The following is a 20,025-nucleotide window of genomic DNA, read 5'->3' as shown; positions in this document are numbered from 1 at the left end:
AACATGATGATACAACTACACAAGGTATATGTGTATCACCATGTTTTTTGTAAGAAGACAGAATTACTTGCTGTTACTGTCTATATCGGCCAGGCATTCACGGCCTTTGGGCGTGATATCAAAACCACTGGCGCCTTCTTGCGCCACGATGTGTCCTTTTTTACCAAGGAAGGTGGCGACATCGGACTTGAGCACAGTGTGTGAATCACTTTCAATTGCACGCAAACCTTCAATGCAACTCTTGATAAACAATGTCTGCTTGCCCTTATCGGTCAAACCCAGACTGCCATCTTTTGCATAGGCAATATATTTCAAACCCGTCAGACGCTTGGTATTACGCGCCACACAGGCAGATGGCCGCGCATGCTTGATACCTGCGACTATCTGCTGTAACGCGTCAAATTCATCTGTCGTTAAATCCCCACCCATACACATTTCCCATCTTTAATATCTATGATTCCCGCAGCCAAATGGCGGCGTTTAAAATCGTGGCAAATCGGCCAAAGTACGACCAGGTACATCGTGATCTATCGTATCGATATCTTCAATACCGTGTTGATGTATGACGATGTGCACTCGCGGACCCAGCACCATATCGCTGCCGACCTTGAATGCTGTAGCTACTTCATCGCCGAAGTGCAATGCATCTACTACCAAGTTAACATCTTGCTCAGCCGTAACTGCATCCCAGCCTGGCGAGCCATCAGCTTTACGATGTCCACGTCCCCATCGCACCATTTCCACTCGGTCACCCGCATCGTTAAATCGCACTGCTTCAATCAAATGAACTGACATCAATCTCTCCGTAAAAGAATGGCCGACTTTTCCGCCCCCATGGTACGCGCCCTGCGAATTCGCAGCAAGAACAGAACTATTGATCAACAAGCCGGATACAGGCCGAACAAAATAAAGCATCCAGTCAATATATTAACAATGTGCGTTTCCCGGCAAGAGATTTTTTGATTTCCCCAACACGCTATTTTGAGAAGCTCGGACAAAGGGCATTAGTATCGTTTCCCTCTCAAAATTACCCCCCACCCTCCAATCTGAATGCCTCCGCAGTTATAATGTCGGTCGTAGCAAGCCTTACCATTTTTCACCTGCTTCTCCTGCATTTTTCGCAAGCGATGCGCTCTTGTTAAAGAATAAGCTGCACCATGAACAATTCACGTCCTATCGTCCTCTGTCTCTCCGGCCACGATCCAAGCGGTGGCGCAGGCCTGCAAGCAGATATCGAAGCCTTGATGGCACAAGGCTGCCATGCCGCCCCAACAGTCACGGCATTGACCGTACAGAACTCGGTTGATGTATCCGATTTCCGCGTACTGGATTCTGAATGGGTACTGGCACAGGCAGATGCAGTCATCACCGATTTGTCCGTAGCCGGCATCAAGCTCGGCATGCTGGGTTCAGTCAAGATGGTGGATACCGTCGTACAAATTTTGCAGCGCCTGCCGCATGTACCGATTGTCTGCGACCCGGTGTTGCGTGCCGGTGGTGGTGGCGCACTGGGCAAGGATGAAGTCGGCTACGCCATGCGCGAACGCTTGCTGCCGCTCGCCACTATCGCGACACCGAACTTGCCGGAAGCACGTATTCTGGCCGAACTGCCGAATGGCACGCCGGATGAATGCGCAGAGAAATTACTTCCTTTCTGCAAGCACTTACTGATCACAGGCGGCCACGGCGACGAGCACGAAGTTCACAACCGCCTGTATTCGCGCGATGGCAGCTCCAGCACCTTCACCTGCGCACGCCTGCCGGGAAGTTATCACGGCTCGGGTTGCACGCTTGCCAGCGCATTGGCGGGCCGTTTGGCATTGGGTGAAGATACGCTGACCGCTGTGGAAACGGCACTGACTTATACTTGGCGCACCCTGCGCGATGCGGATCATCCTGGCAAGGGACAGCACTTCCCACGTCGCTTGCCTCTGGATTTCTGCGCTTGACCGTTTCGCAGTCGACATGGCTGTATAAATAAAAAAAGCCTGCCGAGAAATCGACAGGCTTTTTTTATTACAGACAAATTTGAAGAATTCTTGGTGGGAAGTACAAGTTTCGAACTTGTGACCTATCGCGTGTGAGGCGATCGCTCTACCCCTGAGCTAACCTCCCGAAGCGGCGCAAATTATCTCATAAAAGCTTGCGCCCATCAATTTGCCAACGCTGCACGCCAAAGACATTGGCCTCTGACTTCCTTGTCCAGGCTTTTCATTACCAGTTCATGCTCGGCAAGTTCATCCTCGCTTGCCTGCTGCAGCAAAACATCGGCGATCGCCACTACTTCCAGCATCACGCCATCGCTGTCGACATCCTGACCGCCGAGATCCATAGACAAGCTGTTCTGGCCACGCGTCATGGCTAGATAAACTTCTGCCAGCAATTCTGCATCGAGCAAAGCGCCATGCAATGCACGGTGTGCATTCGATACGCCGTAACGATCACACAATGCATCCAGCGAGTTGCGCTTGCCTGGATGCATTTCCTTTGCCTGCACCAGCGTATCGATGACCTCGCCTACTTGTTCTTTGAAGTTAGGCATATCGACGCGCTTGAGTTCCGCATCCAGAAAACCGACGTCGAACGGTGCGTTATGAATGATTACGTCAGCGCCGCTGATGTAATCGCGAAATTCATTCACGATTTCGGCAAACTTTGGTTTGTCGCTGAGGAATTCCGTCGTCAATCCGTGGACTGCCAGCGCACCCTCTTCCGAATCACGTTCCGGATTGATGTAGTGATGAAAGTTATTGCCCGTCAAACGACGGTCTATCAATTCGACGCAACCGATTTCAATGATGCGATCGCCGGAGCGCGGGTTCAGTCCCGTGGTTTCTGTATCGAGAACAATTTGGCGCATGATTTAAGTACTTAAAAATAAATGGTTATTTCCGCGCGGATTAACACGCTGAGAAAACAAGATGCGCAACATACGACTGGCAGCTGTCATTACCTGAAATTGCTTGCGAAGCGCAGGCCGAAGGCCTTTCAACTGCACAAGATTTTTATAACATTGCTCAGGATGCGATTGTTTCCACACCGCGATTAGCCAATGCATCAGCGCGTTCATTACCAACGTGACCGTTATGACCGCGCACCCAGCGCCATTCAATTTTATGTCGTTCCTGTGCAGCATCCAACGCCTGCCACAAGTCTACATTCTTGACCGGTACCTTTGCTGCGGTTTTCCAGCCACGGGCCTTCCAGCCGTGTATCCATTCGCTGATACCTTTTTGCACGTACTGGCTATCGGTATGCACAACGACTTCGCATGGCCGTGTCAACGCATTCAGCGCCTCGATCACGGCCTTCAATTCCATCCGGTTATTGGTCGTACCAGGTTCACCGCCAAACAATTCCTTCTCGCGCTCGCCCATGACGAGCAACGCACCCCAACCGCCACGACCGGGATTTCCCTTGCATGCGCCATCGGTAAAAATATCTATCTTTTCCATTGCTTCGTTCTGCTTTCGTTTTACTTTTTTATTCTTGTTTATCTATCGATGAATCTTGTTCGTTGCCGGCACACCTTGTGGAGCTGCAGCTTTTTGCGCTTTCCATGCAAGCCCGATCAAACGCATGCCTTTAACACGCTTGATCGCTTGCACCACATAGACCGCACCCAGATAAGGCCACCATTGATCGCCGGCCTTTTCCATAAAGGAAAACCTTTTCAAGCATTTCTCTGTTTCGCACGGTGGCGCATAACAACCGAGGTGACCACCGCTGACTTCCATATTCAGTAATTTCAACCAATCCTTCAGGCGCGACAGACTGATGAATTCACCTTCCTGCGGCAGGAAATAGCTTTCGCTCAAACGCCCAGCGATCTGACGTGCGCCCCATAAGCTGAAGGGATTAAAACCAGAGATAATGACCTGCCCTTCCGGAATCAATACGCGCTCTACTTCGCGCAAAACCTGATGCGGTTCTTTTGCAAATTCAAGCACGTGTGGCAACACGATCAGGTCGATGCTATTGGAAGCAAATGGTAATTCCTCGAAATCCTGTACCACCACCAGCGGCTTGGCGACATTGTCATAACCGCTTGCGGGAATGAGCGTATCGGTCAGCCACTTATGCGGCATACGGTTTGCACGCAAAGCCTGAATTTGCGGCAAACCTATCTGCGTCGCATTAAAACCGAAAATATCCGCAGTCAACTCATCGAGACGCGCATGCTCCCAATCCCGCACATAATTGCCGGCCGGCGTCTCTAGCCAGGAGCCGAGAGATATAATGGATTTTTCAGATGAAAATGTTTCCATGCGCATGTTAAGTGTATTAACCGTTCCCGCTTTTAACGACAATTATCTATGGATTATCCACGATGGCGTCCATGCTGCCGTGGTCGATCCGGGTGATGCTGCGCCGATTCTGGATGCCTTGAAACAACACAAGTTGTCCTTAGTCGCTATTCTACTGACACATCATCATAGTGACCACGTCGGCGGCGTCGTAAAACTCTTGCAACACTTCAAAGTGCCGGTGTTTGCCCCACGTCATGATCCGATTGCCAATGTGACGCAGCCGCTGGATGAAGGCGATATTGTCAACATTCCTGAACTCGATTTGAAGCTATCCGTACTGGAAGTGCCTGGCCATACGCTGGGTCATATTGCCTATGTGGCAGCCGAACAAGGTTGGCTATTTTGCGGCGATACGCTGTTTGCAGGCGGTTGCGGGCGTTTGTTTGAAGGCACACCCAAACAAATGCTGTCGTCGCTGGACAAGCTGGCAGCCTTGCCGGATGACACTAAAGTCTATTGCGCGCATGAATACACCATCTCGAACCTGCGCTTTGCACTGGCCGCAGAACCGGGCAATGCCGCGCTGTCAGCACGTTTCAAGCTTGAACAAGCCAAACGCGAACAGGGCATACCCACGGTTCCATCCAATATTGGCCTGGAGAAAACAACAAATCCCTTCCTGCGCGTTCGCGAACCGGCCATTGCGCAGCAATTGATTGCCGAAGATCGAGTAAATAATGACGACCCGGTGATGGTATTCGCCGCCTTGCGCGAATGGAAAAACGGCTTCCGCTAATATTTTTCCTTGCATTTCCGCACTTCAATGCTATTTTACTAACAGATACCAATAGTCAATTATCAACTTTAATCACTATCAGTTATGTAAATTGTCTTGACGCGCAAAATGCGCATTACTTACACTCGACGATTATTCTTTTCAACCGGCTGATCATGGGTCGGTATTTTGTGAGACCCCATGCCTAGATCCGATTTAAAAGTATCTCTTAAAGTTATTTCCGCTACCGTTTTTCTACTCGGTGCCACCACCGCCTCCCACGCCGCCAGCGATCTTTCTCTACCTTACTCATACAGTAGCTGGGCACAAGATGCCGCTCTGCAAGACAACCCCAACCTCGCCAATGATCCGCTCAGCGAATTTGTCGTCGCCAGCGATGTCGATGTGTGGGCGCGTATACGCAAGGGTTTTGCAATTCCGGACCTGGTCGACAATCAACTGGTGATCAATCAGACAGTCTGGTACAGCTCGCGGCCCGACTATATCGGTCGCACTACCAAGCGTGCGTCGCTATATCTGTATCACGTGGTCGAAGAACTGGAAAAACGCGGCATGCCGACAGAACTGGCACTATTGCCATTCATCGAATCGGCATTCAATCCGCAAGCTTATTCGACCGCCAAAGCAGCCGGCATGTGGCAATTCATTCCATCGACAGGTCGCGACTTCAACCTGAAACAAAACATGTTCAAGGATGAGCGCCGCAGTGTGCTGGCTTCAACCGATGCTGCACTGACTTACCTGCAACGCCTGTATGGCATGTTCGGCGACTGGCAACTTGCATTAGCCGCCTATAATTGGGGCGAAGGTTCGGTGCAACGGGCAATAAAGAAAGCCGAAGCGGCAGGCGTAGGCACCGATTTCAACAGCCTGTCGGCCTACATGCCTGCAGAAACGAAGAACTACGTTCCCAAGTTGCAAGCGGTCAAAAACATCATTGCCACACCGGATGCGTATGGCATCACTTTATTGAAGGTAGACAATCAACCTTACTTTGTCAGCGTGGCAAAAACGCGCGATATCGACGTCAAGCTCGCCGCGCAGTTGGCAGAGTTGCCTATGGAAGAATTCAAGGCACTGAATCCGCAATTCAATCGCCCTGTTATCACCGGCAGCAGCACTACGCAGATTCTTCTGCCGCAAAGCAACGCAGAGAAATTCAAGACCAATCTGGCCAAATGGGGACATGCATTGTCGTCATGGACTGCGCACAAGGTCACCAACGCCCGCGAAAAAATTGAAGTAATCGCCGCCAGATTTCACACCACGCCGCAAGTCATCCGTGAGGTCAACAATATTCCGCCGAAAATGGTGTTGAAGGCTGGTTCGACGATATTGGTGCCGCGTACGGATGAGACGGGACAAAAAGATATTACGCAAGACGTTGCAGATAACGCGACGATGGCAATGGCACCTGATGTGCCGGATTCCAAGAAAATCAATGTGACTGCCAAGAAGAGCGACACGATCAACAGTATCGCCAACCGTTACAAGGTCACGACTGCACAGATCAAGAACTGGAACAATTTGCGTGGCGACAAACTGGCGAGTGGCCAAAAACTGGAACTGCATGTGCCTTTCCGTACTGCCAGCACTACCCGCACGGCCAGCAAATCAAAATCCAGCGCAGTCGTGACTCGACAAGCAAGTCGCAATACCAAATCAACAAAAACAGTTGCAGCCAAATCTAACAACAGCCGTTCCAGCAAAGTCATCGTTTCTGCGCAATCCACTCGCGTCGCAATCAAGTAATCGAGAAAAGTTACGCCGTCTCTGTTTTAAGCGGTGTAACTTAAGACTTCACTGGGTATTTGCTGCGCCGTCTTTGGTCCCGGCATACACCGCAGCCGCCAGCAAACGTTTCGTATAAGCCTGCGCTGGTTGCGACAGCACGACATCCGTCGCACCGCTCTCAACCACCTTGCCGTCTTTCATCACCAATACACGATGCGCCATTGCGCGTATCACTGCCAGATCGTGGCTGATGAAAATATAAGCCATCCCGTATTTCTGCTGCAGCTCTGCCAGCAAGGACAACACTTGCTGCTGTACCGACACATCCAGCGACGAGGTCGGCTCATCCAGCAAAATCAGATCAGGCTTCAACACCAGTACACGTGCAATCGCTATGCGCTGACGCTGCCCACCGGAAAACTCATGCGGATAACGCGACATGATTTCCGCAGGCAGACCAACTTCCAATAAGCCATCGGCGACGGCTTTACGTATTCCCTCAGCGCCCAATTGCGGTTGATGCAAAGCCAAACCTTCACCGACGATTTGTTCTATCGTGCGTCGTGGCGACAAGGAAGCAAACGGATCCTGAAACACAACTTGCATACGCGCACGCAAAGGCCGCAAGGCATAGCTCTGCATTGCACCGATAGTATTACCAGCGAATGCAATCTCACCGCTGACCTGGGCGCTGGATAGACGCAACAAGGCCAAACCCAGCGTCGACTTCCCTGAACCGGATTCACCGACTATGCCCACAGTTTCGCCTGGCCGTACCTGCAGGCTGACCTCGTCAACCGCCACAAATTGCGTCTTCTTGAACCAGCCTTGCTTGATATCGAAGGTGCAGCGCAGATGCTCGGCATTCATCAAAGCTTGTGCGGTCGAATCAACTGTATTCACCAATTTATGCGGCTGGCTGGCCAGCAATTTGCGTGTATAGGCTTCGCGTGGCGCCGCGAATAAGTCTTGCGTGGTGGCGACTTCAAGCAGACGCCCTTTTTCCATCACGCCGACGCGATCGGCGAAATGTCGCACCAGATTCAAATCGTGCGTAATCATCAGCACGGCCATGTTTTCTTCACGCTGCAACTGATTCAGCAATTCAACGATTTGCACTTGTATCGTTACATCCAGCGCAGTGGTCGGTTCATCGGCGATCAACAATTTAGGTTTGCAAGCGAGCGCCATCGCAATCATCGCGCGCTGGCGCTGACCGCCGGACAGCTGATGCGGATACGACAAGGCACGACGCTGCGGTTCTGGAATGCCGGTCTTGTCCAGCAACTCGATAGCCCGCAGTGCAGCGACCTTGGCGCTGATGCCTTCATGCAGCATCAATACTTCGGCAATCTGGTTACCAATCGTGAACAGCGGATTGAGCGCAGTCATCGGCTCCTGAAAGATCATCGCGATGTCATTGCCACGCACTGCGCGCATCGACGCTTCCGTACGCTGCAAAATATCCTGACCTTCAAACAGGATTTTTCCGCCGTAGTTTACGTCCTGATTCAAGCGCAGGATGGACAAGGCGGTAACCGTCTTGCCCGATCCGGACTCGCCCACCAATGCAAATTTTTCACCCGCCGCAATGCTGAAACTGACGTCATCCACGACCTTGGCCGTACCAAAGGCTACCTGCAGATTTTGAACATCCAGCAAACTCATGCCTTCCTCCGCACATCCAGGGAATTGCGCAAGGCATCACCAATATTCGTCAGCAGCAATAACATCACCGTCAGCACGACAAATGTCGATACCGCGATCCACCATGCATCCAGATTGTTCTTACCCTGCGCCAGTAATTCACCCAGACTGGCGGTTGATGCCGGCACACCCAGACCGAGAAAATCCAGACTGGTCAGCGCCAGGATTGCGCCGCTCATGCGGAACGGAAGAAAGGTCACCACCGGAGTCAAACTATTCGGCAGCACATGGCGCCAGATGATCTGCCCATTCGACAATCCAAGTGCGCGCGCAGCCTGCACATATTCAAGATTGCGATTACGCAGGAAATCAGCGCGCACATAATCCGACAAGCCCATCCAGCCAAACAAGGAAAGCAGCAGCAATAACAATCCAACGCTAGGCTGAAAAATCGATGCGAAGATGATCAATAAGTACAACTCCGGCATCGAGCCCCAGATCTCCATAAACCGCTGGAAGAACAAATCCGTTTTACCCGCGAAGTAACCTTGGATCGCGCCAGTGACCAAACCAAGCAATACGCCGGTAAAAGTCAGTGCCAGACCAAACAAGACGGACACGCGAAAACCATAAAGCAAACGCGCAAAAACGTCGCGGCCACGGTCGTCGGTCCCCAGCCAGTTTTCGGCTGAAGGCGGTGCAGGATTCGGCGATTTCGCAAAATAATTCAGCGTATCGAAGTGGTAATGATTGAGCGGATAAATCGCCCAATTACCATCCTTCTTGAATTGATCACGTATGAAGGGATCGAGATAATCGGCTTGCGATTCAAAATCGCCACCAAATTTCTTTTCCGAATATGTCTTCAACAGTGGGAAAACAATCTCGCCCTTGTAACTCGCAATCAATGGCTTGTCGTTCGAAACCAGTTCAGCCAGCAAACTGATGGCGACCAATACACTGAACAGAATCAGGCTCCAGTAACCACGACGATTTCTCTTGAAACGCAACCAGACACGTCGTCCCGGCGAAACCGATTTCGTCGCAGATGCTTCTTGTGGAATGACAGATGCGTTCATCGATTCAAACTTTCAAACTGCAGGCGCGGATCGGCCCAGACGTAGCACAAGTCGCCCAGCAACTTGACCAGCAAACCGATCAACGTGAATAAATACAGCGTCCCCATCACAACCGGATAATCGCGACGTATCACCGATTCGTAAGACAACAAGCCGAGACCATCCAGCGAGAACAAGGTTTCGATCAATAGACTGCCGGCGAAGAACGCGCCTATGAACGCAGCAGGAAAACCAGTCACCAGCGGGATCAATGCATTACGAAACACATGCTTGTACAGCACAGCGTTTTCACTCAAACCCTTGGCGCGCGCGGTCAGTACATATTGCTTGCGTATCTCTTCGAGAAAGGTGTTCTTGGTCAACATCGTCATTACGGCAAAAGAGCCCGCCACCGATGCCGTCACCGGCAAGGTGATGTGCCACAGGTAATCAAGCACCTTGCCTATCACTGTCATTTGCTCCCAGTCATCCGAGGTCAAGCCGCGTAACGGAAACCATTGCACAAAGCTACCGCCACCGAACATCACCAGCAGGAACACGCCGAGAATAAAACCGGGAATCGAATAACCGACCAGGACCACCATGCTGGTAATTGAATCAAAGCGACTGCCTTCACGCACGGCCTTCGCAATCCCGAGCGGCACCGAAATAAAGTAGGTCAAGAAGAAGGTCCACAAACCGAGGGTGATGGAAACCGGAAGCTTCGATACGACCAACTCCCACACATCCTTGTGATGGTAAAAACTCTTACCCAAATCAAAAGTGGCGAAGCCTTTCAGCATTTGCCAGAAACGTTCAGTCGCAGGCTTGTCGAAACCGTACAACGCCTTGATCTCTGCGACACGCTCGGCATCTATGCCTTGTCGTCCACGATATTGCGAAGCACCACCACCAGTTGCCTCACCTGCACCGACCTGCCCTTTCAATTCGATCAGCGCCTGCTCCACCGGGCCGCCAGGCACAAACTGAATCACCGCGAATGTAATCGCGATCACACCCAGCAAGGTGGGCAGCATCAACAACACGCGCTTGATTATGTAAGACCAGATATTCATCGCAGCATCCTCATCTTGCTTTCTGTTGCCACCATGTTGAAATCACATACGGATCGGCCTGATAGTAAAGCGGCGCGGTCGCAGGGATGCCGAAGCGATCGCGATACGCAACACGATGTGTGGACGAATACCAGTGCGTCACGACGATGTGTTTATGCAGCAGCACTCGATCCAGGGCACGTGCAGCGGCAACCAACTGCTGGCGACTGTCGGCAGCCACCAGTTTCTCAACCAAGCGATCGACTGCAGGATCTTTCAAACCCCATGCATTGTTCGAACCTTTTTCATCCGCTGCCTTGGAGCCGAACATGTCGAACATTTCATTACCCGGACTGCTGACATCCGGGAAGCGGATGCTGGTCATGTCGAAATCGAATTCATCCATGCGCTTTTGCACCAATGCAAAATCGGCGGTGCGCTGCGTCACTTGAATGCCCAACTTTTCCAGATTGCGAACATAGACGCTGATCACGCGCGAGAGTGCAGACTGATCGTCGATGATTTCAAACGCAAACGGCTCGCCCTTGGCATTACGCAAAGCGCCGTCTCTATAAGTCCAGCCAGCCTGGCGGAACAGTTCCACCGCTTCCAGCAAGTTCGCGCGCAAGGAACGCGGCGCGTCTGTATTCGGCGGGATAGGCGCGGGGCCAAACACGACAGGATCGAGTTTGTCGCGCAAGGGCTCCAGCAACTTCAATTCATCCGCTGAGGGCAAACCGGTCGCCGCCATCGGGCTGTTATTGAAGAAGGAATAAATTCGCTTGTAAGAACCGAAGAACAACTGCCGGTTCATCCATTCGTAATCCAGCGCCAGATCAAGAGCACGACGCACACGCACGTCCTGGAACTGCGGCCTGCGCAAGTTCATCACAAAGCCCTGCATGCCGGCACCGTTGGAATGTGTCAGTTCGCGCTTGATGATTTCGCCGCTGGTAAATTTCGGACCTTTATAACTACGCGCCCAGTTCTTTGCGCTGTACTCGACGACCAGATCAAATTCACCCGCCTTGAAGGCTTCCAGCTTGGCGACATCATCCTTGTAAAATCGATAGTTGATGCGTCCGAAATTGAATGTTCCTTTTCGTGTCGGCACATTCGCACCCCAGTAATCCGGATTCAATTTATAGCTGATAGAGCGGCCAGTATCGTAACGATCAATCAGGTATGGGCCACTGACGATAGGCGCTACCAACTGAATCTGATCGAACTCGGTACCCGCCGCCCATTTGCGTGAGAACACCGGCACGCTACCGACAATCAGCGGCAATTCATGATTCAGCGATTTGAATTCAAAGCGCACTGTGCGTTCATCGACGACGACACAACGTTTGACTTCGGCAAAGATGGACTTGAATTGCGGCGCGCCTTTTGCCATCAGCGTGTCGAACGAGTATTTGACGTCTGCCGCCAGCACCGGATCGCCGTTGTTGAAACGCGCTTTCGGATTGATATGAAAAGTCATCGCCAACCTGTCGGGTGCCAGCACCATGTCATCCGCCAGCAAACCGTACATGGTCGCCACTTCATCGCCAGAACTGACGGCCAGCGTCTCGAACATCAGATTGGAAACGCCTGCGGCAGCGACGCCTTTCAGCGAATATGGATTGAACTTGTCGAAGCTGCTGCGACGATCAGGATTGGCGAGAAATAGCTCACCGCCTTTGGGCGCGCCGGGATTGACGTAATCGAAGTGGGCAAAACCAGCCGGATACTTTGGCGTGTCGTAGAGAGAGAAGGCGTGGGCGGCAAAGGCAGCATTACCTTGCGCCATGAAACAGAGCAGCAAAAATGCGTAAATTGATTTAACCATGCGCCTGTCGTGAATGATGTTTGCCAGCCCAGCAATTCTGCGTTGGTACAGGATTGCCCATGTTGTCGTTCCAGCTATTCTACAGAAACGCCCACAGCGCGTCGCACTCGCGGCCAGCGATGACCTCACGAAAAACCATAGATTTGTCACAAAAGTTGCTGTTGTTCCCGTCAGCCCCTACAATCTTGCCCATTCCGCATTTATTCCCGCGCAATTATTCACGCGCAGTTAATGTCAAAAATCCACCGGAGTCGTTCATGGCATTCTTGCAAGGCAAAAAAATTCTTATCACCGGTTTGTTATCGAACCGTTCCATCGCTTACGGCATTGCAGAAGCCTGCAAACGTGAAGGTGCAGAACTGGCATTCACCTACGTTGGTGAACGCTTCAAGGATCGCATCACCGATTTTGCCAAGGAATTCGACAGCACACTGATTTTCGATTGTGATGTCGGCAGCGACGAACAGATCACGGCTTTGTTCGCCGATCTGGGCAAATCGTGGGACCGCCTCGACGGCCTGGTGCACGCAATCGGCTTTGCACCACGCGAAGCAATTGCTGGCGACTTCCTCGAAGGTTTGTCACGCGAAGGCTTCAAAATTGCGCATGACATCTCCGCCTACAGCTTCCCTGCAATGGCAAAAGCTGCATTGCCGATGTTGAGCCCGAATGCTGCGTTGCTGACCCTGAGTTATCTCGGCGCCGTCCGCGCCCTGCCTAACTACAACACCATGGGCCTGGCAAAGGCATCGCTGGAAGCCAGCGTGCGCTACATGGCTGAATCGCTGGGCCCTAAAGGCATACGCGTCAACGGCATCTCCGCTGGCCCGATCAAGACTTTGGCTGCCAGCGGCATCAAGGACTTCGGCAAGATCCTCAACTTCGTCAAGGATCACGCACCCTTACGTCGCAACGTCACACAAGAAGACATCGGCAATGCATCCGCATTCCTGTTGTCGGATCTATCCAGCGGCATTACCGGCGAAATCACTTATGTCGATGGTGGCTTCTCGCATGTCGTCGGTGGTATGGGCGGCATGGAGTAAGTTCTTATTCAAATTACATCAGTGGGTAGAACAAGTAGCCACAACATGTAATTTAGTAAAAAAGCGGCAGAAAATTCTGCCGCTTTTTTATTATTCAAGGGCGTGCATCAACGCTCGTTTTCAGTGCAAATCAGCGAATGACTCGACATCGCACACGATCTGTAATACAATGCGCGCTGTGCTTTGCAACAGGCATTGCACTTTGTAGCATCGCGAACCGTTAGCATTAACGATAAAGCCCTCCCGCCTTCAGGTGTTGAAGTTTATACACCGTCCCGGCGCAAAGCTTTTGTGCCGAAATCTCTCAGAGTTTTCACAGCTGTTTCTGTTTCGTTGGTTGGCTTTGCATTTTTGCGCATTTCGCAGTCTCTGCTTGGACACGATCCGGGTTAGATTCTGCAGCGCTTGCTTTATACGAAAGAAAAATAATGACATTTGAATCACTAGGCCTCCACGCGTCCATCATCAAGGCATTGACTGAATCCGGCTATACCGCCCCTACCGGCGTACAAGCACAAGCGATTCCTGCTGCGATCGAAGGCCGTGACATGATGGTCTCGTCGCAAACAGGTTCCGGCAAGACAGCGGCATTCATGCTGCCTGCGCTGCACAAGTTTGCAGTTCAATCCGAACAACAGCAACCTGAAGGTGGCAGAACGCCAAATCAGGAAGCGCAATCGGCACGCTCACGCGGCGATCGCCCACGCTTTAAAGCTGCTCAACCAAAAATGCTGGTGTTGACCCCAACCCGCGAACTGGCTTTGCAAGTTACCACCTCGACCGACAAATACGGCGCGTTCATGAAACGTGTTAAAGCTATTTCGATCCTGGGCGGCATGCCTTATCCAAAACAAATGCAATTGTTGGCGAAGAACCCAGAGATCCTGGTTGCTACGCCAGGTCGTTTGATCGACCACATGGAATCGGGCAAGATCGATTTCTCGGAATTGCAGATTTTGGTGCTGGACGAAGCTGATCGCATGCTGGACATGGGTTTTATCGATGACATCGAAAAAATCGTTGCAGCAACACCAGAAGGTCGTCAAACCATGTTGTTCTCGGCAACGCTCGACGGCACCGTCGGCACCATGGCTAAACGCATCACCAAAGATCCACTGGTCATCCAGATCGCCGGTTCCGCTACCAAGCATGAAAACATCAAGCAAGGCGTACATTTTGTCGACGATCTGTCACACAAAAATCGCTTGCTCGATCATCTGCTGCGTGATGAAACCATGGATCAAGCAGTTGTCTTCACCGCGACCAAACGCGATGCTGACACCATTGCTGATCGTTTGAACATCGCTGGTTTCGCTGCTGCTGCCTTGCATGGCGACATGCATCAAGGTGCACGTAACCGTACACTCGACGGTCTGCGTCGCGGTCAAATCCGTGTATTGGTTGCAACCGACGTTGCCGCACGCGGTATCGACGTACCTGCGATCACTCACGTGTTCAACTACGATCTGCCAAAATTCCCGGAAGACTACGTGCACCGTATCGGTCGTACCGGTCGTGCTGGTCGTAACGGTATCGCGGTTTCGTTGGTCAATCATGCAGAAGGCATGAACGTCAAACGTATCGAGCGTTTCATCAAGCAATTGATTCCTGTCTCGGTAATCGAAGGTTTTGAACCAAAGCGTACCGCTTCGGCACCACGTTCGAACCACAAACCAGGCGGCTGGAAACCAGGCGACAACCGTGGCAACGCGGCTAAACCAGGTCAACGCACGTTCAGCAAACCAAATGCTCCACGCAACGATGGCGGCGGCTACAACAAAGGCCCACGTACCAGCGATGCAGGCGGTACAACACGTCGTCCTTTCGGCGAACGTTAATAACTGATCAAGCCAGAACCATAAATAAAAAGCCGGGCCAGAAATGGCCCGGCTTTTTTACATTCGCAAGCAAATGCAGCAGCTAGAAGCACTGCCTGGATATGCGCTATATTGGCAGCATCCCCAACAAGGAGAGTATTCATGAAGCATCTACTTATTAGCGCTGCCGCCATTCTTATCAGTACTACTGCCATCTTGCCTACTCAAGCAATGGCGCAAGTAAGCATTAGCGTTAACATCGGCACGGCACCGCCGCCGCCACGATATGAGCCTGTGCCATCACCACGTAGCGGCTATATATGGGTGCCTGGTTACTGGAACTGGAATGGCCATGCGCATGTATGGTCAGACGGCCATTGGGAACGCGCACGCCCAGGCTACATCTATGAACACTCAGAATGGCGGCAAGACAATGGGCAGTGGCATTTGAATAAAGGTGGATGGAAGCCAGGCAAAGACAAGCATCACAAGAAAGATCATTGCCCTCCCGGCCAAGCCAAGAAAGGTAACTGCTAACAGGCAAGGATAATGATGCGTCATCACAGCATGCCATCTCGCATCATCAAATGCCATACGGCTCCAAATATTCACTATACCCATCGAAAAAAATCATGCACAAGATACTTCCCACTCTCTTCATCCCGCACGGCGGCGGCCCCTGTTTTTTCATGGAGTGGCCGGGGGATCCGCATATGTGGGATCACATGGCGGATTTTTTACGCAATCTGACCAAGGCGGTAGGTGTACGTCCGAAGGCGATACTGATTATTTCCGGCCATTGGGAAGAGGAAGAATTTACTGTAGGAGCCAATCCGCAGCCGTCACTGATTTACGATTATCACGGCTTCCCGGCACATACTTATGCACTGACTCATCCTGCACCAGGCGCACCGGAACTGGCCGCACGCGTGCAAAATCTGCTGGTCGAAGCCGGACTGCCGGCGCACCTCGATGCGCAACGCGGTTGGGATCACGGCGTCTTCATTCCCTTGAAGGTAATGAATCCGGATGCAGATATTCCACTCGTACAGTTGTCGATGAAAAAAGGACTCGATCCCGCCACACACATACGCGCGGGTGAAGCTCTGCAGGCATTGCGCAGCGAAGGGGTGTTGATCATAGGCAGCGGCATGAGCTTTCACAATATGCGAGGCTTCAGCCCTGCGTTCAGGGAAGCCTCCGAACATTTCGATGACTGGCTGGCCAACATGGCAACGCAGGACGAAGCTGAGCGCAATACGTTGTTGCAGCACTGGCAAGATGCGCCAAATGCACGCGAAGTACAGCCGCATCCGGATCACTTGCTGCCCTTGATGGTGGCGGCTGGCGCAGCAGGTGCCGACAAAGGGAAACGGATCTTCCAGGACACCGTAATAAATGTTGTCGTCTCGGCAATCGCGTTTGGAGAAATAGCCAAAACTTGACAAGGGCTGCCGCGATCACCTAAAGTGGCTACATGTCCGCGACACCTTTTCAATCCCGCACCACCTCGTACGCTGCCAGCTCCCTGCTAGCAGCGCTACTGCTATCGCTACGATTAAACTGATCGTACGCGCTGTTGTTCCTGCCGGTTCTGTTCACCCGGTGCATTATCAAACACCAAGGTTTCACCCGAAAAAATGACTATCAAGGCCCTTCCTGCATCGTTCATCGCTGGCGCTCTTTTCGCCGTGTTGTCCTGTGCGCGTGCTTTGCTATTACTACCGATCGGTTACCTGGCCTCGCGTCGCGTGGCAAGTCAGGTAGCCTACTGCCATACCGAATCTCCCCTATTCAGCAAAGCAAGGAAAATACATCATGATGTTGTCTAACCCAGAACAAAAATACCGCGCATTTCCGCCCGTCCGTCTCACCGACCGCACGTGGCCGAACCAGATCATCAGCAAAGCACCGATCTGGATGAGTACCGATCTGCGCGATGGCAATCAATCACTGATCGAGCCGATGAACCACGAGAAGAAATTTCGTTTCTTCGACATGCTGTTGAACATCGGTCTGAAAGAAATCGAAGTCGCCTTCCCTTCCGCATCGCAAACCGATTTCGATTTCGTACGCAAACTGATCGAAGAGAAACGTATTCCGGACGACGTCACGATCGAAGTATTGACGCCAGCCCGCGAAGACCTGATACGTCGCACCGTCGAATCTGTCATCGGTTCACGCCGCGCCATCGTTCATATGTACAACGCCACGGCACCATCATTCCGTCGGATCGTATTTAATATGTCGAAGGAAGAAGTGAAAGAACTGGCAGTCAAAGGTACCAAACTGGTTCGCGAATTGACCGATGCGCATCCGGAAACGGAATGGGTATTCCAGTATTCGCCGGAAGCCTTCAGCATGACAGAACTCGAATTCGCGAAAGAAATCTGCGACGCCGTATCCGAAGCATGGCAACCGACGCCAGAGCGCAAGATGATCATCAACTTGCCAGGCACGGTGGAAGCCAGCACACCGAACGTTTACGCCGATCAGGTGGAATGGATGCATCGCAATCTCGCACGTCGCGATTCCATCCTCATCAGCGTGCACCCGCACAACGACAGAGGTTGTGCAGTAGCGGCAGCCGAACTGGCTGTGATGGCTGGCGCCGATCGTGTCGAAGGCTGCTTGTTTGGCAATGGCGAACGTACCGGCAATGTGGATCTGGTGACGCTTGCTCTCAATCTGTATTCGCAAGGTATCAATCCGGGTCTGGATTTTTCGGACATTGATGCAGTGCGTCAGTGCGTGGAAGAATGCAATCAAATTCCGGTGCATCCGCGTCATCCGTATGTCGGCGATCTGGTGTACACCGCATTCTCCGGTTCGCATCAGGATGCGATCAAGAAGGGTTTTGCGAAACAGCAGCCGGACGCCATCTGGGAAGTCCCTTACATGCCGGTTGACCCTGCAGATCTGGGTCGCAGCTACGATGCGGTGATTCGCGTCAATAGCCAGTCGGGTAAAGGCGGCATGACGTATTTGCTGGAGCAGGAATACGGCCTCGTATTGCCGCGTCGCCTGCAGATCGAATTCAGTCGCGCAGTACAACGCATCACCGATGAAACCGGTGGTGAAGTGGCTGCCAACGATATTCACAAAATTTTCAACAGTGAATATCTGAATGCAGTCACGCCATATCAATATCGCGGCCACCACATCGACGATACAAAAAGCGGCGAAGTGCAGATCAAGGTCGATCTTGAAAAAGATGGCAAGGCGGTATCTGTACAAGGTGCCGGCAATGGCCCTATCGACGCATTCATCAATGCATTGGAACTCGACATCAAGCTGATGGATTTCCATGAACACGCGATCGGTGCCGGCGCCAGCGCAAATGCGGCAAGCTATGTCGAACTGCGCGTGAACAACGGCGCAACACGTTTCGGCGTCGGCATTGATGGCAACATCGTCACCGCATCGTTCCGTGCGGTCTTGAGTGCAGTCAATCGCGATCTGGCTTTGGCTGAGAAATAATTTTTCCTCGTTACATGAAAAAAGCCGCTGAAATATTCAGCGGCTTTTTTATTTTTAAGTGTTAAAAATTTATCGTGCCAATCTGATTCCGGAAAACTGCCAGCGCGCGGTTGCCGGGAAGAAGTTGCGATACGTCGTACGACTATGTCCGTCCGGCGTCACGCAGGATGAGCCGCGCAATACATACTGGTTGGACATGAACTTGCCGTTGTATTCACCCAATGCACCGGCTGCAGTTACATAGCCGGGATAAGGCGAATAACTACTGGACGTCCATTGCCAGCAGTGGCCGAAAAACTGCATGCTGTCTGTCGGGTTATCAGTTGCATTCAGCGACTGTATTGCTGCATTTTCCCACTCTGCTTCTGTAGGCAAACGCGCACCAGCCCAGCGCGCATAAGCGTCCGCCTCAAAGTAGGAAATCTGCGTTACCGCAGCATCAAGGTTCAAGGCCTGCAATCCATGCAAGGTGAATACCTGCCACGCATCGTCATTTCTTTGCCAATACAAGGGACGCATCCATTGCTGTGTCTGCACCCAATCCCATCCTTCCGACAACCATACAATCGGATTTTCATACGCACCGGATTCGACGAAATTCAGGTATTCACGATTCGTGACCAAACGCGATGCGAGCGCATACGGTTCAAGGAATTGTCTGTGCACAGGCATCTCGTTATCGAAACAAAATTCCTGATCGTCATGCCCGATCTGCACCACGCCGCCATCGAAAGACAGCCACTCCATTTCTGCTGCAGGTTTTGCAACCAGTCTTGGCGTTTCAGCATAGGCTGGCTTCAATGGATTGCATGACAGCAGATGCAAGACGTCAGTCATCATCAATTCCTGATGCTGCTGCTCGTGTTGCAAACCCAGTTCCAGCAAATTGTTCAGCTCGGTATAGGCATAGTCCGCAAACGGATGTGCCAGCAAAGTCATGATGCGCGCATCGACATCACGTCTATAGCTCAACACATCTGCAAATGGCGGGCGCGTCAGCAAGCCGCGCTGCGCACGCGCATGCTTGTCGCCGATACCGTTGTAATAAGAATTGAAGAGGACGCGGAAGGCTGGATGATGCGGTTGAAAATTAGGTTCAAAACGTTCGAGAACAAATGTTTCGAAAAACCAGGTGGTGTGCGCCAAATGCCATTTGACAGGACTTGCATCCGGCATCGATTGCGCACAACAATCTTCTTCCGACAATGGTTCTGCCAGTGCGATCGAACGTGCGCGTACAGCTTCATAGCGCAAGGGCAACTCATTCAGGAAAATGCGTTCTGTCTGTACGTTCATGATGTTCCGCAATCT

At 51.9% G+C, this 20,025-nt stretch carries 19 protein-coding genes and 1 tRNA gene; 8 read left to right on the top strand and 12 right to left on the bottom strand.

The features are described 5' to 3' along the window. Window positions 1-63: 63 nt before the first annotated feature. Both Hfont_RS06025 and Hfont_RS06020 read right to left on the bottom strand, forming a co-directional pair. A complete protein-coding gene (locus Hfont_RS06025; protein WP_112991383.1) occupies window positions 64-429 on the bottom strand; it encodes a hypothetical protein in 366 nt (121 codons plus the stop codon). A 51-nt stretch (window positions 430-480) separates the two neighbouring features. Beyond that, window positions 481-795, bottom strand: coding sequence for a hypothetical protein (locus tag Hfont_RS06020; protein ID WP_112991382.1), 315 nt, complete (start codon window positions 793-795; stop codon window positions 481-483). Window positions 796-1,157: 362 nt separating this feature from the next. Between Hfont_RS06020 and Hfont_RS06015 the strand changes: the two genes are divergently transcribed. Then, window positions 1,158-1,949 (top strand): hydroxymethylpyrimidine/phosphomethylpyrimidine kinase, encoded by a 792-nt coding sequence (locus tag Hfont_RS06015; RefSeq protein WP_112991381.1) that lies wholly within the window; start codon window positions 1,158-1,160, stop codon window positions 1,947-1,949. A 91-nt stretch (window positions 1,950-2,040) separates the two neighbouring features. Here Hfont_RS06015 and Hfont_RS06010 read toward each other — a convergent pair. The 4 genes from Hfont_RS06010 to Hfont_RS05995 all read right to left on the bottom strand — a co-directional run bounded on the left by Hfont_RS06010 (window position 2,041) and on the right by Hfont_RS05995 (window position 4,268). Beyond that, a tRNA-Val gene (locus Hfont_RS06010) sits at window positions 2,041-2,115 on the bottom strand. A 37-nt stretch (window positions 2,116-2,152) separates the two neighbouring features. Next, entirely contained in the window at window positions 2,153-2,860 is a 708-nt protein-coding gene (gene dnaQ, locus Hfont_RS06005; protein ID WP_112991380.1) for a DNA polymerase III subunit epsilon, read from the bottom strand. A 157-nt stretch (window positions 2,861-3,017) separates the two neighbouring features. Further along, window positions 3,018-3,455 (bottom strand): ribonuclease HI, encoded by a 438-nt coding sequence (rnhA, locus tag Hfont_RS06000; RefSeq protein ID WP_112991379.1) that lies wholly within the window; start codon window positions 3,453-3,455, stop codon window positions 3,018-3,020. A gap of 42 nt (window positions 3,456-3,497) precedes the next feature. Further along, entirely contained in the window at window positions 3,498-4,268 is a 771-nt protein-coding gene (locus Hfont_RS05995; protein WP_112991735.1) for a class I SAM-dependent methyltransferase, read from the bottom strand. A 4-nt stretch (window positions 4,269-4,272) separates the two neighbouring features. On the opposite strand from Hfont_RS05995, the gene gloB reads away from it, so the two are divergent. Next, the gene (gloB, locus tag Hfont_RS05990) at window positions 4,273-5,046 is read left to right on the top strand and encodes a hydroxyacylglutathione hydrolase (RefSeq protein ID WP_112991736.1); all 774 of its coding nucleotides are present in this window, start codon (window positions 4,273-4,275) and stop codon (window positions 5,044-5,046) included. Window positions 5,047-5,226: 180 nt separating this feature from the next. Further along, complete coding sequence (locus Hfont_RS05985) at window positions 5,227-6,798, top strand: transglycosylase SLT domain-containing protein (RefSeq protein ID WP_112991378.1); 1,572 nt, start codon at window positions 5,227-5,229, stop codon at window positions 6,796-6,798. 48 nt (window positions 6,799-6,846) lie between these two features. Here the strand turns inward: Hfont_RS05985 and Hfont_RS05980 are convergent, their stop codons facing one another. The 4 genes from Hfont_RS05980 to Hfont_RS05965 are packed head-to-tail and all read right to left on the bottom strand — an operon-like array spanning window position 6,847 to window position 12,371. After that, window positions 6,847-8,448, bottom strand: coding sequence for an ABC transporter ATP-binding protein (locus tag Hfont_RS05980; RefSeq protein ID WP_112991377.1), 1,602 nt, complete (start codon window positions 8,446-8,448; stop codon window positions 6,847-6,849). Beyond that, entirely contained in the window at window positions 8,445-9,506 is a 1,062-nt protein-coding gene (locus tag Hfont_RS05975; protein WP_112991376.1) for an ABC transporter permease, read from the bottom strand. Before Hfont_RS05975 ends, Hfont_RS05980 begins: the two co-directional genes overlap by 4 nt. Continuing rightward, window positions 9,503-10,561 carry a microcin C ABC transporter permease YejB gene (locus Hfont_RS05970; protein WP_112991375.1) on the bottom strand — a complete coding sequence of 353 codons (1,059 nt, stop codon included), beginning with the start codon at window positions 10,559-10,561 and terminating at the stop codon, window positions 9,503-9,505. Before Hfont_RS05970 ends, Hfont_RS05975 begins: the two co-directional genes overlap by 4 nt. Before the next feature lie 10 nt (window positions 10,562-10,571). Continuing rightward, window positions 10,572-12,371, bottom strand: coding sequence for an extracellular solute-binding protein (locus Hfont_RS05965; protein WP_112991374.1), 1,800 nt, complete (start codon window positions 12,369-12,371; stop codon window positions 10,572-10,574). A gap of 257 nt (window positions 12,372-12,628) precedes the next feature. On the opposite strand from Hfont_RS05965, the gene fabI reads away from it, so the two are divergent. Beyond that, window positions 12,629-13,417 (top strand): enoyl-ACP reductase FabI, encoded by a 789-nt coding sequence (gene fabI / locus Hfont_RS05960; protein WP_112991373.1) that lies wholly within the window; start codon window positions 12,629-12,631, stop codon window positions 13,415-13,417. A 428-nt stretch (window positions 13,418-13,845) separates the two neighbouring features. After that, window positions 13,846-15,255: a DEAD/DEAH box helicase gene (locus Hfont_RS05955; protein ID WP_112991372.1), complete on the top strand. Its 1,410-nt coding sequence runs from the start codon at window positions 13,846-13,848 to the stop codon at window positions 15,253-15,255. Here Hfont_RS05955 and Hfont_RS15045 read toward each other — a convergent pair. Continuing rightward, window positions 15,252-15,398, bottom strand: coding sequence for a hypothetical protein (locus Hfont_RS15045; protein ID WP_162845864.1), 147 nt, complete (start codon window positions 15,396-15,398; stop codon window positions 15,252-15,254). The genes Hfont_RS05955 and Hfont_RS15045 overlap by 4 nt on opposite strands. Between Hfont_RS15045 and Hfont_RS05950 the strand changes: the two genes are divergently transcribed. The 3 genes from Hfont_RS05950 to leuA all read left to right on the top strand — a co-directional run bounded on the left by Hfont_RS05950 (window position 15,397) and on the right by leuA (window position 18,714). Continuing rightward, on the top strand, window positions 15,397-15,771 hold the full coding sequence (locus Hfont_RS05950; RefSeq protein WP_112991371.1) for a YXWGXW repeat-containing protein: 375 nt from the start codon (window positions 15,397-15,399) through the stop codon (window positions 15,769-15,771). The two genes, Hfont_RS15045 and Hfont_RS05950, sit on opposite strands and share 2 nt — an antisense overlap. Before the next feature lie 95 nt (window positions 15,772-15,866). Next, window positions 15,867-16,679 carry a DODA-type extradiol aromatic ring-opening family dioxygenase gene (locus Hfont_RS05945; protein ID WP_112991734.1) on the top strand — a complete coding sequence of 271 codons (813 nt, stop codon included), beginning with the start codon at window positions 15,867-15,869 and terminating at the stop codon, window positions 16,677-16,679. Window positions 16,680-17,052: 373 nt separating this feature from the next. Beyond that, window positions 17,053-18,714, top strand: coding sequence for a 2-isopropylmalate synthase (gene leuA, locus Hfont_RS05940; RefSeq protein ID WP_112991370.1), 1,662 nt, complete (start codon window positions 17,053-17,055; stop codon window positions 18,712-18,714). Between the two features lie 69 nt (window positions 18,715-18,783). Here the strand turns inward: leuA and egtB are convergent, their stop codons facing one another. Next, window positions 18,784-20,010, bottom strand: a complete 1,227-nt coding sequence (gene egtB / locus Hfont_RS05935; RefSeq protein WP_112991369.1) for an ergothioneine biosynthesis protein EgtB — start codon at window positions 20,008-20,010, stop codon at window positions 18,784-18,786. Window positions 20,011-20,025 lie beyond the last annotated feature (15 nt).

The organism is Herminiimonas fonticola, from assembly GCF_003293745.1.
GTDB classification, from domain to species: domain Bacteria; phylum Pseudomonadota; class Gammaproteobacteria; order Burkholderiales; family Burkholderiaceae_D; genus Oxalicibacterium; species Oxalicibacterium fonticola.
Note: the sequence above shows the minus strand (reverse complement) of the source record. Positions and strands in the feature narration are given on the sequence as shown.

Bases quoted from the DNA above. Each gene is read 5' to 3' on its own strand.
- Hfont_RS06025 (WP_112991383.1), bottom strand. From the start codon at position 429: ATGGGTGGGGATTTAACGACAGATGAATTTGACGCGTTACAGCAGATA.
- Hfont_RS06020 (WP_112991382.1), bottom strand. From the start codon at position 795: ATGTCAGTTCATTTGATTGAAGCAGTGCGATTTAACGATGCGGGTGAC.
- Hfont_RS06015 (WP_112991381.1), top strand. From the start codon at position 1,158: ATGAACAATTCACGTCCTATCGTCCTCTGTCTCTCCGGCCACGATCCA.
- dnaQ (WP_112991380.1), bottom strand. From the start codon at position 2,860: ATGCGCCAAATTGTTCTCGATACAGAAACCACGGGACTGAACCCGCGC.
- rnhA (WP_112991379.1), bottom strand. From the start codon at position 3,455: ATGGAAAAGATAGATATTTTTACCGATGGCGCATGCAAGGGAAATCCC.
- Hfont_RS05995 (WP_112991735.1), bottom strand. From the start codon at position 4,268: ATGGAAACATTTTCATCTGAAAAATCCATTATATCTCTCGGCTCCTGG.
- gloB (WP_112991736.1), top strand. From the start codon at position 4,273: ATGTTAAGTGTATTAACCGTTCCCGCTTTTAACGACAATTATCTATGG.
- Hfont_RS05985 (WP_112991378.1), top strand. From the start codon at position 5,227: ATGCCTAGATCCGATTTAAAAGTATCTCTTAAAGTTATTTCCGCTACC.
- Hfont_RS05980 (WP_112991377.1), bottom strand. From the start codon at position 8,448: ATGAGTTTGCTGGATGTTCAAAATCTGCAGGTAGCCTTTGGTACGGCC.
- Hfont_RS05975 (WP_112991376.1), bottom strand. From the start codon at position 9,506: ATGAACGCATCTGTCATTCCACAAGAAGCATCTGCGACGAAATCGGTT.
- Hfont_RS05970 (WP_112991375.1), bottom strand. From the start codon at position 10,561: ATGAATATCTGGTCTTACATAATCAAGCGCGTGTTGTTGATGCTGCCC.
- Hfont_RS05965 (WP_112991374.1), bottom strand. From the start codon at position 12,371: ATGGTTAAATCAATTTACGCATTTTTGCTGCTCTGTTTCATGGCGCAA.
- fabI (WP_112991373.1), top strand. From the start codon at position 12,629: ATGGCATTCTTGCAAGGCAAAAAAATTCTTATCACCGGTTTGTTATCG.
- Hfont_RS05955 (WP_112991372.1), top strand. From the start codon at position 13,846: ATGACATTTGAATCACTAGGCCTCCACGCGTCCATCATCAAGGCATTG.
- Hfont_RS05950 (WP_112991371.1), top strand. From the start codon at position 15,397: ATGAAGCATCTACTTATTAGCGCTGCCGCCATTCTTATCAGTACTACT.
- Hfont_RS15045 (WP_162845864.1), bottom strand. From the start codon at position 15,398: ATGAATACTCTCCTTGTTGGGGATGCTGCCAATATAGCGCATATCCAG.
- Hfont_RS05945 (WP_112991734.1), top strand. From the start codon at position 15,867: ATGCACAAGATACTTCCCACTCTCTTCATCCCGCACGGCGGCGGCCCC.
- leuA (WP_112991370.1), top strand. From the start codon at position 17,053: ATGATGTTGTCTAACCCAGAACAAAAATACCGCGCATTTCCGCCCGTC.
- egtB (WP_112991369.1), bottom strand. From the start codon at position 20,010: ATGAACGTACAGACAGAACGCATTTTCCTGAATGAGTTGCCCTTGCGC.